The 15,079-nt window shown below is 64.8% G+C and carries 16 protein-coding genes; 12 read left to right on the forward strand and 4 right to left on the reverse strand.

The annotated features are described in order from the left end of the window. Positions 1–89: 89 nt before the first annotated feature. Together MTX34_RS19325 and MTX34_RS19330 are read left to right on the forward strand one after the other, a co-directional pair. The gene (locus tag MTX34_RS19325) at positions 90–854 is read left to right on the forward strand and encodes an ArgP/LysG family DNA-binding transcriptional regulator (RefSeq protein WP_279393510.1); all 765 of its coding nucleotides are present in this window, start codon (positions 90–92) and stop codon (positions 852–854) included. Between the two features lie 69 nt (positions 855–923). Next, positions 924–1,250, forward strand: a complete 327-nt coding sequence (locus MTX34_RS19330; RefSeq protein WP_243610474.1) for a hypothetical protein — start codon at positions 924–926, stop codon at positions 1,248–1,250. Here the strand turns inward: MTX34_RS19330 and lat are convergent. Then, the gene (lat, locus tag MTX34_RS19335) at positions 1,247–2,575 is read right to left on the reverse strand and encodes an L-lysine 6-transaminase (protein ID WP_243610475.1); all 1,329 of its coding nucleotides are present in this window, start codon (positions 2,573–2,575) and stop codon (positions 1,247–1,249) included. The genes MTX34_RS19330 and lat overlap by 4 nt on opposite strands. A 124-nt stretch (positions 2,576–2,699) precedes the next feature. Here lat and MTX34_RS19340 point away from each other — a divergent pair, with 124 nt between their 5' ends. The 3 genes from MTX34_RS19340 to MTX34_RS19350 all read left to right on the forward strand — a co-directional run bounded on the left by MTX34_RS19340 (position 2,700) and on the right by MTX34_RS19350 (position 5,978). Further along, positions 2,700–4,235, forward strand: coding sequence for an aldehyde dehydrogenase family protein (locus MTX34_RS19340; protein ID WP_243610476.1), 1,536 nt, complete (start codon positions 2,700–2,702; stop codon positions 4,233–4,235). Between the two features lie 16 nt (positions 4,236–4,251). Beyond that, the gene (locus MTX34_RS19345; protein ID WP_243610477.1) at positions 4,252–5,478 is read left to right on the forward strand and encodes a hypothetical protein; all 1,227 of its coding nucleotides are present in this window, start codon (positions 4,252–4,254) and stop codon (positions 5,476–5,478) included. Positions 5,479–5,546: 68 nt separating this feature from the next. Then, positions 5,547–5,978, forward strand: a complete 432-nt coding sequence (locus MTX34_RS19350; protein ID WP_243610478.1) for a hypothetical protein — start codon at positions 5,547–5,549, stop codon at positions 5,976–5,978. 90 nt (positions 5,979–6,068) lie between these two features. Here MTX34_RS19350 and MTX34_RS19355 read toward each other — a convergent pair whose 3' ends face one another. Then, positions 6,069–7,781 (reverse strand): cutinase family protein, encoded by a 1,713-nt coding sequence (locus tag MTX34_RS19355; protein WP_374640089.1) that lies wholly within the window; start codon positions 7,779–7,781, stop codon positions 6,069–6,071. 104 nt (positions 7,782–7,885) lie between these two features. On the opposite strand from MTX34_RS19355, the gene MTX34_RS19360 reads away from it, so the two are divergent. Genes MTX34_RS19360 through MTX34_RS19390 form a run of 7 tightly spaced genes read left to right on the forward strand, consistent with a single transcriptional unit; the run spans position 7,886 to position 14,193 of the window. Beyond that, entirely contained in the window at positions 7,886–8,107 is a 222-nt protein-coding gene (locus MTX34_RS19360; RefSeq protein WP_243610480.1) for a hypothetical protein, read from the forward strand. A 26-nt stretch (positions 8,108–8,133) separates the two neighbouring features. Continuing rightward, positions 8,134–9,021 carry a hypothetical protein gene (locus tag MTX34_RS19365; RefSeq protein WP_243610481.1) on the forward strand — a complete coding sequence of 296 codons (888 nt, stop codon included), beginning with the start codon at positions 8,134–8,136 and terminating at the stop codon, positions 9,019–9,021. Further along, positions 9,018–11,204 (forward strand): cation-translocating P-type ATPase, encoded by a 2,187-nt coding sequence (locus MTX34_RS19370; RefSeq protein WP_243610482.1) that lies wholly within the window; start codon positions 9,018–9,020, stop codon positions 11,202–11,204. Before MTX34_RS19365 ends, MTX34_RS19370 begins: the two co-directional genes overlap by 4 nt. 43 nt (positions 11,205–11,247) lie before the next feature. Beyond that, positions 11,248–11,481, forward strand: coding sequence for an RNA-binding S4 domain-containing protein (locus MTX34_RS19375; protein WP_032397061.1), 234 nt, complete (start codon positions 11,248–11,250; stop codon positions 11,479–11,481). Then, a complete protein-coding gene (locus MTX34_RS19380) occupies positions 11,478–12,215 on the forward strand; it encodes a class I SAM-dependent methyltransferase (protein ID WP_243595767.1) in 738 nt (245 codons plus the stop codon). Before MTX34_RS19375 ends, MTX34_RS19380 begins: the two co-directional genes overlap by 4 nt. After that, positions 12,212–13,729, forward strand: coding sequence for an NAD(P)/FAD-dependent oxidoreductase (locus MTX34_RS19385; protein ID WP_243610483.1), 1,518 nt, complete (start codon positions 12,212–12,214; stop codon positions 13,727–13,729). The genes MTX34_RS19380 and MTX34_RS19385 overlap by 4 nt, the downstream gene beginning before the upstream one ends. Continuing rightward, a complete protein-coding gene (locus MTX34_RS19390) occupies positions 13,726–14,193 on the forward strand; it encodes a GNAT family N-acetyltransferase (protein WP_243610484.1) in 468 nt (155 codons plus the stop codon). The genes MTX34_RS19385 and MTX34_RS19390 overlap by 4 nt, the downstream gene beginning before the upstream one ends. Positions 14,194–14,245: 52 nt before the next feature. On the opposite strand, the gene MTX34_RS19395 is transcribed toward MTX34_RS19390, so the two are convergent. Together MTX34_RS19395 and MTX34_RS19400 are read right to left on the reverse strand one after the other, a co-directional pair. Then, positions 14,246–14,419: a hypothetical protein gene (locus MTX34_RS19395; RefSeq protein WP_243610485.1), complete on the reverse strand. Its 174-nt coding sequence runs from the start codon at positions 14,417–14,419 to the stop codon at positions 14,246–14,248. A 39-nt stretch (positions 14,420–14,458) separates the two neighbouring features. After that, complete coding sequence (locus MTX34_RS19400; RefSeq protein ID WP_243610486.1) at positions 14,459–14,908, reverse strand: Hsp20/alpha crystallin family protein; 450 nt, start codon at positions 14,906–14,908, stop codon at positions 14,459–14,461. Positions 14,909–15,079 lie beyond the last annotated feature (171 nt).

Raw genomic sequence — 15,079 nt, forward strand, 5'->3', positions numbered from 1 at the left:
TCCTACCGCCAACGCACCCGACCCGGAACAGTTGACCCCACCACCGACAACGAGCATCCTCAATAACGCGCCACGGTGGTCCCTACCCTCTGGCAACCAGGTGGTCCCATCACCCTGGCAAGCGACAGGGCCGGACCTTGGTGCAACGAAGCAAACCGGTGGTGGCCACCCAATCCGGCATTGCGGTGCTGCGTCTGGCGCGCCAGATCGATACGTTGACCGACCAGACTCGGGCGGAATTGAACGACGACGGCATGGCTGCTCCGATTTCCCTTGCCGTCAATGCGGATTCGATGGCGACCTGGGTGTTGCCGGCACTCGCGCCACTGGCGTCCCAGACGACCTTCGACCTGCATCGGCAAGATCAGGATCGGACCGCTCAACTGCTGCACGACGGGATCGTCTCCGCCGCAATAACGTCCGTGGCCAGTCCGGTTCGTGGCTGCACTGTTCGACGCCTCGGTGCGATGCGCTACCGGCCGTCGGCCACACCTGAATTCATCGAACGGTGGTTCCCTACAGGTGTGACGGCCGCTGCGTTGCGCGTCGCCCCAGTGGTCGTGTTCGATGCCGACGACCGGTTGCAGGACACCTACTTACGCCGCTACGGTATCGACCACGACGAGCCGCCCCGCCACCTGGTGCCGGCCTCTGCGGACTACGCGCAAGCCGTCGATCTGGGCTTCGGCTGGGGCATGATCCCCGATCTGCAGGCTCGCGACTCGCTGAAGTGCTTCGACGACAACGGAATCGACGACGTGACGCTGTACTGGCAGCAATGGTCACTGTCCTCTGCTGCACTCCAGCGAGCAGCCGATGCAGTCGCAGAGGGCGCAGCACGAATGCTGTTGTAGGCGTTTGTGACCTGCCGGGCTGCCCGATAATCGCTGTACCAGGCGAACTCCCGTTGCTACTTTGTGCCGATGACCATTCGCTATCACGTGACCTCGGTGCTCAACCGTGAGTCGATTCGGCAGCACGGACTCGACTGGCGTCGCATGGGTGCTGCTCGCGGTATTGCCGGTAGCCACCAGCCCGAGCAGGAAGGTTGCTTTCTGGCAGCCGATGCGTGGGAACGTGATTGGTTCGTCGGCATGAACAACACCGGAGGTCCGGTCGATGTCTGGGAGGTCAGCGGCGTCGAAGACGGTGATCTGCGGCAGTCGCCGGAGAACTTCTACTTCCGTTCCGGTGTCATTCCGACGTCACAGATTCGATTGGTGCAGAAGGACATCGAGCCCGAGCGCTAGAGCATGCTCAGCACCCGGTCGATGGACTCGACTGCCTGTGTCAGTTCGGCTTCGGTGATCGTCAGTGCAGGGCGGAATCGCACTGCCGCGTCGCCGCAGCCGAGCGCCAGGACATGTTCCTCGGTGCGCAAGAGCTCGATCACTCGGTCGCGGGTGGAGGCATCGGGCAGCGAGAAGGCGCACATCAGACCGCGTCCGCGGACCTCGGATACAACTGAGTGTCGAGTTGCCAACTCCTGCAGCATCGTCAGCAATACGTCTCCGAGCTGACCGGCACGAGAGATGAGCTTGTCGGATTCGACGACTTCCAGGATTCGACGCGACCGCACCATGTCGGTGAGGTTGCCGCCCCACGTCGAATTGATGCGTGAGCTGACGGCGAAGACGTTGTCGTCGATGTCGTCGACGCGACCGCCGGCCATCACGCCGCACACCTGGACCTTCTTGCCGAAGGCGACGACGTCCGGGACGACGTCGAGCTGTTGGAACGCCCATGCGGTGCCGGTCATTCCGGCTCCGGTCTGCACTTCGTCCATGACGAACAGCGCATCGAACTCGTGGCAGAGGGCGCGCAACTTCTGCAGGAATCGAGGCCGGAAGTGATGATCCCCACCCTCGCCCTGGATGGGTTCGATGATGGCGCAGGCGATGTCGTGCGGACTGGCCTCGAACGCCGCCCGCGCCGCTGCCAACGATGCGTCCTCGAGTTCGTCCATGTTCGCGTCGGATCTGATGAACGGGGACGGAATTCTCGGCCAATCGAACTTCGGGAATCGTGCGACCTTGTTGGGGTCGGTGTTGGTCAAAGACATCGTGTACCCGGAGCGGCCGTGGAACGCGTGCTCGAAGTGCATCACCTGTGAGCCCAGGGATGGATCGATGCCGTTGCGCTCGTTCCAGCGTGACTTCCAGTCGAAGGCGACCTTCAGCGCGTTCTCCACCGCCAAGGCGCCGCCTTCGACGAAGAACAGGTGGGGCAGTCGATCGTCACCGAGGACCCGCGCGAACGTGTCGACGAACCGTGCCATGGGGACGGTGTAGATATCGGAATTGCTGGGCTTGTTCATCGCCGCCTGCATGAGATCCGCCCGAAAGTCCGGGTCGTCGATCAGAGCGGGGTGGTTCATGCCGAGGGCGTTGGACGCGAAGAACGTGAACAGGTCCAGGTAGCGGGTGCCGTCCCTGGCGTCGACCAGGGTGGACCCGGTCGAGGCATCGAGGTCGAGAACCAGCTCGAAACCGTCGGCCAGGAGGTGTTCACCGATCACGTTCCGAACGTTGGAGGCGTCGATGGTCGCTCCGGTGCGCTGTAATACTTGCGTCATAAGGACGAAGATACGCGTTAATATTCCGTAAGCAAGCCCAAAAAGCAGGAAATTATACGGTTGTGACCGTCATCGGTAGGCTGATCTCCGACGGTTCGGTTCTCTTCACGGAAGGTGTACGCGCATGTCTGCATCCATCACCCACGACGAGTTGAGTGTGCGCACTCGCGCCATCCTCGACCGGCTGGGTGCCACGATCGCGCTCGACGCCCCCGCGGGACCGGACTCGATCGTCGCGCGCTCGCCGATCACCGGTGGGAATTTGGCGTCGCTGGCGTCGGCCTCTGCGTCCGATGTCAAGACCGTCGTCGCCGACGCGCGCACCGCGTTCGTGTCGTGGTCGCAGGTGCCGGCCCCCGTGCGTGGTCAGGTGATCAGGGAACTCGGTGAACTGCTGCGCGTACACAAGGAGGATCTGGGCGCGCTGGTGTCCATCGAGGCCGGGAAGATCGTCTCCGAGGGGCTCGGTGAGGTGCAGGAGATGATCGACATCTGCGACTTCGCCGTCGGACTGTCCCGTCAGCTGTACGGCAACACGATCGCCACCGAGCGGCCCGGGCATCGGATGATGGAGCAGTGGCATCCGCTCGGTGTCGTCGGCGTCATCACCGCGTTCAATTTCCCGGTCGCGGTGTGGAGTTGGAATACCGCTCTCGCTCTCGTCGCGGGAGACACGGTGATCTGGAAGCCGTCGGAGAAGACTCCGCTGACTGCCGTCGGAGTGCAGGCACTCTTCGAACGCGCCGCCGCCGCGGCCGGAGTGGACCCCAAGATCGCGCAGCTGTTGATCGGTGATCGCGCGTCCGGCGAAGCGCTGGTGGACGATTCGCGGGTTGCACTGGTCTCGGCCACCGGTTCGACGAGAATGGGCCGGGCTGTTGCACCTCGTGTCGCCGAACGATTCGGCCGAGTGTTGCTGGAACTCGGCGGCAACAACGCGGCGATCGTGACGCCGTCGGCCGATCTCGATCTGACGACGCGTGGGCTGGTGTTCTCGGCTGCCGGAACGGCAGGTCAGCGGTGCACCTCGCTCCGACGCGTCATCGTGCATTCCTCCGTCGCGGACGAACTGGTCGGCAAGCTGGTTGCGGCGTACCAGACGTTGTCGATCGGATCACCCTTGGCCAGTGACACTTTGGTCGGCCCGCTCATCGATGCGGGTGCTTTCGCGGGCTATCAGAAGGCGCTGGAGGCCGCGGTGTCCGACGGCGGAACCGTCGTGGTCGGTGGGGAGCGGGTGAACGTGGTCGACGAGTACTCGTTCTACGTTCAGCCCGCGATCGTGACGATGCCCGCGCAGACCGACATCGTCAAGCACGAGACGTTTGCGCCCATCATGTACGTGCTGACGTACGAGACCCTCGACGAGGCCATCGCACTGCACAACGATGTGCCGCAGGGTCTTTCGTCGTCGATCTTCACCACCGATCTGCGCGAGGCGGAGCGTTTCCTGTCCGCAGCCGGCTCTGACTGCGGTATTGCCAACGTCAACATCGGACCCTCCGGCGCGGAAATCGGCGGTGCCTTCGGCGGCGAGAAGGAGACCGGCGGCGGCCGCGAATCCGGTTCGGACGCATGGAAGGCCTACATGCGTCGAGCGACGAACACGGTCAACTACTCCAACGAACTGCCCCTGGCGCAGGGAGTGAAATTCGGCTGACGGCATGATCGGCAGTATGAAAGTACTGTCGATGATCCTCGCCGGCTTCGTCGTCGGCTATGCGATCAGTGATATCCGACCGTTCTACTCCCTGCTGAGCAGCACGGCCGAATTCGGTTCACCGGCAACGATCGTCAACGGGCTCACCGTCCTCGCGCTGACCGCGTGCCTGACCAGCGTCGCGCTGGCGCGTTGGAATGCACGGGGTGTGCTCGTGTTGGCGATAGGAGCTGTATTCGTCGTCGTGTTCCGGACAGTCGGCATGGTGACCGGATTGGTCGGCGACTGGGCCGGTGCTGTGGGAGCAGGCGTAGTGCTCGGCGCGTCCGCCGTGCTGGCGGGGCGACATCGCGGAGCACAGGCATCGCTGGCGGTCGCCGCTGTAGGAGCCGGTCTTCTCGGTAGAGCGCTGGATGCCTTGCTGCAAGCCGACGACGGCCCCGTGTTCGTGTGGGATGTCGTCGGTGCCGAGGACGCGGTGGTTCCGGAGCGGGCGATCATCATGGTGCTTGCGGCTCTGGGTGCGGCGATCTCGCTGTACGTGGCACACCGCGACGTGGCTTTGCAGTCGCACGAGACCCGAAGAATTCTGCTGGTCGGTCTTCCGTTGCCTGTGGTTGCCGGTGTTCTGAACTGGTTCGCCGACGGTCACGACAGTGGGGAAGCCGTGTGGCTCGGTGCACTCGCCGGTATGACAGCCATTGCGCTGTTGGCGTCGTTCGTGTTTCCGGGTCGGGACGGGCGCGTGCTGTTGGTGCTGTTCGCGTCGGCGACGGTCGGTTCGATGGGATTTGCCGTCGAGGATTCGCTGCAATTGGCCTTAAGTGCCGCGTTGCTGGTCGTCGGAGCGGGGATCGGCTACCGGTGGCCGCAGGTTTACGTCGGACTGGGCGGGCTGTTCGTCGTTGCAGGCGCATCCCTGGTCGAGGGCTACCTCGATCTGCCGTCGGTGTCGCAGTTCGCCCTGCCGTTCGTCGTCGCGTACGCACTGGTGTCCGTGCTGTCTGCTGCGCCGGGTTCATTGGCCGTCGCGTTGCCTGCGCTGTTCACCATGACCCTGCCGGTGACGGTGTACGCCGCAAGCTCGCAGATCGCCTCTACCTACGACCGCGCAGTCGCCACGCGCACGATCGAGCCCGACCACCTGGTGTTGTCGGTCGCCGGGCTGGCGGTCGTTGCAGTGGTGACGGTTGCCTGCGCGGTGCTGATGCGTCGGCCCGCCGTCGAGAGCGGCCATAGCTGAGCGAACGGTCGAACACGACTCCCGAAACGCCCGACCGGTCTGGGCACCGTGGACGTAGCCTGCAGGTGATGTCCGATCACAGCGGGAACACAGATCTGCCCGACGACGCCTCCGACGTGACACTGGGGTTCTTCCTCGCCGTTGCGGTGTTCTTGCCTTCGTATTTCGGCGCGACGCTCATCACCGACGCGTTGCTGGGCCGAGAAGGACTGCCGCTGTCTCCGTTGTTGTGGCTGTTCGTGGCGATACCGCTGGCGACAGTCATGGTGCATGTGGAAGATCGGGTCCAGAGCCGTTCCGACTGGGACCGGCTCGAGGGTTTCTGGTACGGCGGCGGTGCCTGTGCACTGACTGTGCCGCCGCTTGGGCTGGCCCTGCTCGCGCCGCTTCCGACGCTGACAGGTCTCGACCGTGGCGGTCCGTCGATGGTGGTGTTCGTGGCGGTGGCGCTGCTGATCGTGGGCATCGTGGTCCGAGGGAAGCTACGCGGCACGGCCTGAGGCCCGTCGCACTCTCGATGTGAAAACACAGAGCCCGCCCACCCAATGATTGCGGTGGACGGGCTCATGAGCGATCTGCGAGCAAACGGACTACGACGCAGGTACAACCTCGGTGGTCGTCGGAACCGCGGTCTCGGTCGCTGTTTCAGCAGCCGTTTCGGTCGCGGTGACACAGAGCGGCGGTGAACCCTCGACGGGGGTCTCACCCTCGACAGGGACGGTGCACTCGGGGGTTACGACCGGCTCGGATGCCGGTGCCGGTGCCGGTGCCGGTGCCGGTGCTTCTGCTGCGGGTGCAGGCACAACCGGAACCGTGGTGGTCACGACGGGCGTCGAGGTTGCCGGCGCGGTCGTCGTGGCCGTCGGGGTTGCCGTGGCCGAGGTGGTCTTCGGGGCCACGATCGTTTCGATCGCTGCACGTCCGGCCTTCTCCTGCACCTCTTTGGTCTTCACCGGCTCGCCCCTGTTGGCCTCCTCCAAGAGCTCGGTCAGCCAGGCGGCGGCGTACTGAGCCGATGTCAGTGGCTTGCCGTTGGCGGCGTCGGCGTCACGCCAGTAATCGAAGTGGTGTCCCGATCCCGGCCCCAACGTCAGACCGTACGGATCGTTCATGATCACCGGGACAGTGTTCTGGTTGGACGAGATGAAGCCGGTGATCTCGCGGAAGATCTTCTGCGGTAGGTACACCATGTCGATCATCTGATCGGTCCTGATGGGCTCCTGCTCGCCGTCGACCTCGGCTGAGACGGGGGTGGTGACTGCGCCGGGCTCGTAGCCGGGCTCGGACACCTTGATCAGCACGTCGAGGAACGTCTCGTCGCTCTGCATCCAGTTGGGCTGCGAGGCGATGTCGTTGAAGGCGTTGACTGCGATGCGGCCCAGTGCCAGCGCCAAATCCGCTCCAGTGGCGGGCGTCAGCTGCTCTCTCTCCAATGCGTCGGCATTGACCTGACGACCGATGTTGGCGGCCAGGTGAATCAGCGACGTGTTCTCCGGCAGTGCGCAGGTGAGGTCACCCTCGGAGCAGAAGGACGCCACTCGGCCGTCGAGTGCTCCGAAGCCACCCGATGTTCCGGGCAACGCGCCCTGGCCCGAGATTGCGGAGTTGCCGTTCTGGTACTTGGTGTCGAAACCGTCCGGGTTGCCGAACGGGTTCTCGGCACCGGGGAACGGGCCCTCTCCGGCGACACGGCCGGCGTCGGCGAGAATGACCACCCCGACGACCTGGGAGGGGTCGACGATGCCGTATTTGCCGTCGGCTCCGGCAACCTGGTTGCCGACCTCCATGGCGGTGCGACGAGCAACGTCGGCACCCTCGCTGTAGCCGACGATGGCGAAACGGGTCTGCGGGCAGGACGCCGAGATGGACTTCATGATGGTCTGCGAGTTGGTGACGCCGGTCTGCACGGCGTTCTCGTAGCTCGCCATGTCGGCCGGGTATTCGACGTACACCGCGGCGTACGAATCCGGAACGACGTTGCCGTTGTTGGGTGCCCGCACGACTTGGTCGATCCAATCGCTGGAGTAGTCGCCGGACATCGCGGCAGGCAGCCGTTCGCCATCGGGGGTGGTGAGCCACTTGACGCCCTCGCGCGGAGTGTCGTTGCGTCCGCCGATGGCGATGCTGACCATGTCGTAGCACGTTGCCGTCGACACCAGTTCGATCGACGCTTCGGTGGTCGTGGACGGAGCCGACCACGGTGCGGCCACTACTACTCCGGCACCGAGTGCTCCGATCGCGAACGCGCTCAGCGCAACGCGCACACGCTTCGACTTGCCAACATTCATGTTTTCGATCCCCATCACGTCCGCCCGAACCGTTCCCGACTGCAGTTGCCAGTGGGTTACCCGGGATTTCGTCGGTCGGGTCGTTTGCGTTACAAACCGCGTCATTTACCGTCGTACGCATGGGTTTTCACCCTCGAATGACATCGACGGGATTCGACCTGCCCGACGGCACCCACTGTGTTCTGCGTGAGGCGGTGGCGTCGGACCTCGGTGATGCGGTGGTGGCAACGCTGCAGCTGACGTCCCACGCCAGTCGAACGGACGCCCATCGCTTCTACCGGAGCCTGGGCTTCGTCGATTCCCATGTCGGCTACAAGATGCACCTCGAACCTACCGTTTAGATACCCTGGGGGGGTAGGGTGGCGATGTGAACTCAGGACGGCAGGAACTCGACGCACCCACCAGGCTCGTCGGATTTGTCGTCGGGATTGCGTTCCTGTTCCTGGCGGCCCTGTTCGTCGGCGACAAGATCGGACCCGACGCGCAGGCGACGGCAGCAACGCCGCACACCGACCACGGCGCACACGACGACACCACTGCCTCGGCGGCAGTTCCTGCCGGGCTGCAGGCGACCCAGGACGGCTACACGCTGTCGCTCGATCGGGCCGTGGTCGAGTCCGGCCCCGACGTACCGCTCGCCTTCACGATCAGCGGACCGGACGGAGCTGCTCTGACCGACTACGACGTCGTGCACACCAAGGAACTGCACCTCGTCGCCGTGCGGCGCGATCTGACGGACTTCCAGCACGTACATCCGACGCGAAACGCGTCGGGAACATGGTCGACGGCTCTCGATCTCACCCGGCCCGGGCCGTACCGTCTGTTCGCCGACTTCACTCCGGCCGGCGGGGAGAATATCACCCTCGGAGCCGAGCTGACCGTTCCCGGTGACTATCGGCCGCAGGCCCCGAGTACACCGAATGTGACATCGAGTGTCGACGGTTACGACGTGACGCTCGCCGGCGCGGTGGTCGCGGGGGAGGAATCCACGATTGCCTTGACCATCGATCAGAACGGCCGTGAGGTCACCGACCTGGAGCCGTACCTCGGCGCGTACGGACACCTGGTGGCCCTGCGCGCCGACGACCTCGCCTACCTGCACGTACATCCGGAGGACGGGCCGCCGGGGCCGACGGTCGACTTCGCCGTCGACGCACCGACCGCGGGAACATATGCGCTCTATCTGGACTTCCAGCACCGGGGAGTCGTGCACACCGCCGAATTCGTCATCGAAGTAGAAGGGAATCAGGGATGAGTACGGAAACCGAACTGATTCTGGGTGGCATGACCTGTGCGTCGTGCGCCAACCGCATCGAACGCAAGCTCAACAAGCTCGACGGAGTATCGGCGACGGTCAACTACGCCACCGAGAAGGCGCGCGTCACCAGTGACGGCGTGGCCACCGACGAGCTGATCGCGGCCGTCGAAGCCGCCGGCTACACCGCCACTCTTCCCGCGGCCGAACCAGCCGACGAACTCCCCACCGATCCGCTGAAGCAACGCCTGATTGTCTCGGCGGTGCTCAGCGTGCCGGTGATCGCGATGGCGATGATCCCGGCGTTGCAGTTCACCAACTGGCAGTGGCTGTCGTTGACTCTCGCCGCGCCCGTGGTCGTGTGGGGCGCACTGCCGTTCCACCGCGCGGCATGGACCAACCTGCGGCACGGCACCTCGACCATGGACACCCTCGTCAGCATGGGCACCCTCGCGGCGTTGGGGTGGTCGCTCTACGCACTGTTCTTCGGCACCGCAGGCACGCCAGGCATGACGCATCCGTTCGAGTTCACGATCGCGCGGACGGACGGGGCGAGCAACATCTACCTCGAGGCCGCGGCGGGTGTGACCACCTTCATCCTGGCCGGGCGATGGTTCGAGAGCCGGTCCAAGCGTCAGGCCGGGGCGGCGCTGCGTGCCCTCATGGACCTCGGTGCAAAGACGGTTGCCGTACTGAAAGACGATAGGGAACACCAGATTCCGATCGAGCAGTTGGCCGTCGGCGATCTGTTCGTCGTTCGTCCGGGTGAGAAGGTGGCCACCGACGGCACCGTCGAGAGTGGATCCTCGGCCGTCGACCGATCGATGCTGACGGGTGAATCCGTGCCCGTGGAGGTCGGCGTCGGCGATGCCGTGGTCGGTGCGACGCTCAACGTGGGTGGTCGAATCACCGTGCGAGCACAGCGAATCGGTTCCGATACTCAGCTCGCCCAGATGGCGAAGGCCGTCGAGGACGCGCAGACGGGCAAGGCGCAGGCGCAGCGTTTGGCCGATCGCATCTCCGGGATCTTCGTACCGATCGTCATCGCGATCTCGGTTGCGACGCTCGGATTCTGGCTCGGTGCAGGCAGTTCCGCGGCAGGTGCGTTCACCGCTGCGGTTGCGGTGCTCATCATCGCGTGCCCGTGTGCGCTCGGACTGGCCACACCCACGGCACTGATGGTCGGCACCGGGCGGGCGGCGCAACTCGGCATCCTGATCAAGGGTCCGGAAATTCTCGAATCCACGCGACGCATCGATACTGTCGTGCTCGACAAGACAGGAACCGTCACCACCGGTGAGATGACTCTGCAGTCGGTGCACGTGGCCGACGGCGAGGACGAGAACGTGGTCCGTGCCGTGGCAGCGGCGTTGGAATCGGGTTCGGAGCACCCCATCGCCCGAGCCATCGCGGGTTCGGCCCAGTCCATGACGGTCGAGGAATTCACGAACCTCGAGGGCCTCGGCGTGCAGGGCGTCGTCGATGGCCGGGCAGCGGTCATCGGGCGCCGCTCGTTGTTGGCCGACTGGTCGATGCCTCTACCGGCGGAATTGGCCGATGCCTTCGAGACGGCCGAACACGAGGGCCGCACCGCCGTCGCCCTCGGCTGGGACGGCAGGGCCCGCGGCGTGCTGGTGGTCTCCGATGCGGTGAAGCCGACCTCTAAGCAGGCCGTCGCGGAACTCCGAGCACTCGGCCTGACTCCTGTCATGCTGACCGGCGACAACGAGGCCGCCGCGCGCACGATCGCTGCCGAGGTGGGAATCGACCAGGTCATCGCCGGTGTCCTGCCGACGGGCAAGGTCGATGCCGTCACCGACCTGCAGGCGTCGGGCAAGGTCGTGGCGATGGTCGGCGACGGCATCAACGACGCAGCCGCGCTGGCCACGGCCGACCTGGGTCTCGCGATGGGTACCGGCACCGATGTGGCGATCGAGGCCAGCGACCTGACGTTGGTGCGTGGTGATCTCCGGGCCGTCGGCGACGCCATCAGGCTCTCCCGGCGCACGCTGAGCACCATCAAGGGCAACCTGTTCTGGGCCTTCGCCTACAACGTCGCGGCGATCCCGCTGGCCGCGGCGGGCCTGCTCAACCCGATGCTCGCGGGCGCTGCGATGGCGCTCTCCTCGGTGTTCGTGGTGAGCAACAGCCTGCGGTTGCGCCGGTTCCGTTCCTCGATGTGACCGGTTGGTAGCAGCGAACGGCTTGCTAGTACAGGATGGAGCCATGTCCGACGCACACGATGTCCCCATCCGCGACGAATCGATCAGACTGGGTCAGTTCCTCAAGCTCGCCAACCTCATCGAATCCGGTGCCGAGGCGAAGGGCGTGATCGCCGACGGTTTGGTCAGCGTCAACGGGGATGTGGACGTGCGGCGCGGACGGCAGTTGCAGCACGGTGATGTCGTATCGGTCCAGGGTGGGCCCTCTGCCCGCGTGAGCAAGGAAGAGGCACTGTGAAGGTCGGTAAGAGCGGACTGCCGCGCAACGAAGTTCCCGGGGCGTTCGACGTCGGAGCGAAGGCGTACGACCGACTCGTCGGAGCGAACCCCGGTTACCACGAACACCTGCTCAAGTCGGCCAAGCGGCTGCGGATCCCGAACCTGGGGGCAGGCCTGCGTCTGCTCGACATCGGTTGTGGCACCGGCGCATCCACTGCAGCGCTGCTCGAAGCCGCGCCGCATGCGGAGATCGTCGCCGCCGACGCGTCGGCCGAGATGCTCGACGTCGCGCGGAGCAAGGAGTGGCCGTCGAACGTGACGTTCGTGCACTCACGCGTCGAGGATCTGGCGATGAACGGGGTCGACGGTCCGTTCGACGCCATTCTCGCTGCGTACCTCATCAGGAACGTCGACGATCCGGACACGGAGCTGAAATCGCTTCTGTCGCTGCTGCGTCCGGGCTCGACCATCGCATTCCACGAGTACTCCGTGCATGATTCGCTGCGGGCCAGGATCTCCTGGAACGTGGTGAGCTGGGGCATCATCATTCCGCTCGGCTGGCTGGCGACGCGCGATGCGACCCTGTACCGGCATCTGTGGCGCAGCGTGGTGACCTTCGACGGCGCATCGGCCTTCATGCGGCGGATGCAGCGTGCCGGCTACACCGGTGTCGCCAGAGAAACCATGACCGGTTGGCAGAACGATGTGGTGCACACGTTCCTCGGTTCTCGTCCCGCGGAGGAAGAGCGTTGACCGATTCGAAAAAGGTCACCCATGCTGCCGCGCCGGGCTATTCCAGTGCCGGTCAACTGGCGGACATCCCGCACGTGGTGGTGGTCGGTGGTGGTATCGCAGGTTTGAGTGCTGCGACCGCACTGGCCGAGCGCGGGGTGAAAGTGCACGTGGTCGAGCGCGAGAGCTACCTCGGTGGTCGCGTCGGCGGGTGGGACACGACGCTCGAGGACGGGTCGCCCGCGACGATGAGCCGTGGCTTCCATGCGTTCTTTCGGCAGTACTACAACCTCCGAAACCTGTTGCGCCGCACCGATCCCGGGTTGGCGCGGTTGCGTCCGGTCGACGACTACCCGCTGATCGACGGTGACGGCCGAATCGACGGATTCAAGGGGCTGCCGGATACGCCGCCGCTCAACGCCTTCGCGTTCGTCAAGCGCAGTCCGACGTTCCGGTGGAAGGATCTCACCGACCTCAACGGCATCGCAGCGCTGCCGCTGATGACGGTGAGTGTGCCCAAGACCTTCGACGAGCTGGACACCACTCCGGCCGCAGAATTTCTGCGCAACATCAACTTCCCCGAGGCGGCACGGCACCTGGCGTTCGGAGTGTTCTCCCGAAGCTTCTTCGCCGACCCCGAGAAGATGTCCGCCGCCGAGCTGGCGATGATGTTCCACATCTACTTCCTCGGCTCCTCCGAGGGGTTGATCTTCGACGTTCCCCGTGACCCGTACCCGCAGGCGCTGTGGAACCCGTTGGGGGACTACCTCGCCGGTCTGGGCGTCGACATCAGGACCTCCACACCGTGCGGCGAGATCACCCGCGGCGGTTTGCGCAAGTTTCGCGTCGACGCAGGCGGCATCATCGACGCCGACGCGGTGGTACTCGCCACCGATATCGCCGGACTGCAGCGGGTGCTCGAGCAGTCCACGGAGCTCGGGACGCCGGAGTGGCGCGAACAGATTGCGGCCCTGCAGAACACGCCGCCGTTCCTGGTGCACCGAGTCTGGTTGAGCAAGGCCGTCAACGCTGATCGTCCCGCCTTCATCGGCACCGGTGGTATGCCCCCGATCGACAACATCAGTGTGCTCGAACGATTCGAGGACGAGGCGGCGCAGTGGGCTGCCCGCACCGGCGGCTCCGTCGTCGAACTGCACGCCTACGCCGCCGAGGAATCCGAGGAGGTCACCCGGCAGCAGCTGATGGATCGGATGCACGAGATCTATCCGGAAACCGCTGCTGCAGAGGTCGTCGCAGAGCGATCCGAGTGGCGCGACGACTGCCCCATGTTCGGCCTCGGCGCGTTCGCCGAACGCCCGACCGTCCGCACCCCCGAACCCGCACTGGTACTCGCGGGTGACGGCATCCGCATCGACCTGCCGGTGGCACTGATGGAACGTGCGGCCACCACCGGTCTGCACGCTGCCAACACGCTTCTGGCGAGTTGGGGTATCACCGGTCACGACATCGAAACAGTGCCCACGAGTGGACGATTCAAGATGTTCGACGCCATCGAAAAGCTCATGAACAGGTGAGTTCAGGCGTTCGGATCGAGGGCGACGATCTGTCGCGTCCGGACGTGCACGCGCTGCTGACCGAACATCTCGCGGACATGCATGCCACCTCGCCTGCCGAGAGTGTGCACGCCCTCGATCTGTCGAGTCTGCGCGGACCGGACGTCAGCGTGTGGACTGCCTGGGAGGCGGACGCTCTGCTGGGAATCGTTGCTTTGAAGGAGCTTTCACCCGATCACGGTGAGCTGAAGTCGATGCGGACTACGGGGGCGGCGCGGGGCCGCGGTGTGGCGTCGAGTCTGCTCGTTCATGTTCTCGACGACGCGCGCCGACGCGGGTACGGGCGGGTGAGCCTGGAGACGGGAACTCAGGACTACTTCGCCGCCGCCCGCAGGTTGTATGCGCGGCATGGATTCGCCGAGTGCCCGCCGTTCGCGGAGTACGTGGTCGATCCATCGAGTGCGTTCTTTTCGTTGTCTCTGTAGATGTTTCCGATGAGAAGGGCCGGCACCGAATGCTCGGTGCCGGCCCTTCTCGTCAGGCTGCGTGCTGTGTGTGCGGGTAGAGATCGTCGTCGAGAGGCTCGGCTCGACACTGATCGAGCACATCTGCCGTCGAGCATTCCCTCGTGCTCGTCTCGACGCCCACCACCGTGCGCCACCAGCGCTCACGGTCGGTCGATTCCGTCCACACCACCGCCTCGGATTGCATTGCGCATCACCCCCACTGCCGTGTCGTGGTCGGTTCGATTCAGGTCGTCTCGTGTTCGATGGACTTCTGCTCGCTGGGCGACTCGGCGCGAGCGATATCGATCTTTCGAGGTTTCGCACGCTCGGCGAGCGGAATCGTCACCGACAGAACGCCGTTGTCGTAGGACGCAGCGATGCGTTCGGTGTCGACACCGTCACCGAGTGAGACCTGGCGACGATAGGTTCCGGCGAAGCGCTCCGAGGAAATCCACTGCACACCCGAGCTTTCCGGTGCCGAACGATGCGCGGTGAGCGTCAAGGTGCCGCGATCGACGTCGACGTCGATGGATCCCGGGTCGATGCCGGGCAGATCGGCGCTGAGTACGTAGTGATCATCGACCTTGTACAGATCCATCGGCATGAATCGTGGAGCGCGGTCCGAACCGGAAGAGACACCCAGCATCGCCGAGGCCAGTGAATCGACGTCACGGAACGGATCGAATCGAAGCACAGCAACCACCTCCTGTACGCAGATGCGCTCACCCCTGTGGTGAGTCGCTCCTCAACTGTGCAGAACAGAAATTAGCACTCTCACCCTTGGAGTGCCAAGAGTCTTCGGGCAGTTTCTCGAGAAATTTTCAGCTTCAATAGTGCTGTGGCGCAGCAGGGGTCGAGTTCGCGG

It is taken from the genome of Rhodococcus sp. ARC_M5 (genome assembly GCF_022810405.1).
GTDB classification, from domain to species: Bacteria; Actinomycetota; Actinomycetes; order Mycobacteriales; family Mycobacteriaceae; genus Rhodococcoides; species Rhodococcoides navarretei.

Excerpts from the sequence above, each read along its gene's own strand:
- MTX34_RS19375 (WP_032397061.1), top strand. The coding sequence starts at position 11,248 with ATGTCCGACGCACACGATGTCCCCATCCGCGACGAATCGATCAGACTG.
- MTX34_RS19355 (WP_374640089.1), bottom strand. The coding sequence starts at position 7,781 with ATGGGGATCGAAAACATGAATGTTGGCAAGTCGAAGCGTGTGCGCGTT.
- MTX34_RS19350 (WP_243610478.1), top strand. The coding sequence starts at position 5,547 with ATGTCCGATCACAGCGGGAACACAGATCTGCCCGACGACGCCTCCGAC.
- MTX34_RS19340 (WP_243610476.1), top strand. The coding sequence starts at position 2,700 with ATGTCTGCATCCATCACCCACGACGAGTTGAGTGTGCGCACTCGCGCC.
- lat (WP_243610475.1), bottom strand. The coding sequence starts at position 2,575 with ATGACGCAAGTATTACAGCGCACCGGAGCGACCATCGACGCCTCCAAC.
- MTX34_RS19360 (WP_243610480.1), top strand. The coding sequence starts at position 7,886 with ATGGGTTTTCACCCTCGAATGACATCGACGGGATTCGACCTGCCCGAC.
- MTX34_RS19370 (WP_243610482.1), top strand. The coding sequence starts at position 9,018 with ATGAGTACGGAAACCGAACTGATTCTGGGTGGCATGACCTGTGCGTCG.
- MTX34_RS19345 (WP_243610477.1), top strand. The coding sequence starts at position 4,252 with ATGAAAGTACTGTCGATGATCCTCGCCGGCTTCGTCGTCGGCTATGCG.
- MTX34_RS19330 (WP_243610474.1), top strand. The coding sequence starts at position 924 with ATGACCATTCGCTATCACGTGACCTCGGTGCTCAACCGTGAGTCGATT.
- MTX34_RS19395 (WP_243610485.1), bottom strand. The coding sequence starts at position 14,419 with ATGCAATCCGAGGCGGTGGTGTGGACGGAATCGACCGACCGTGAGCGC.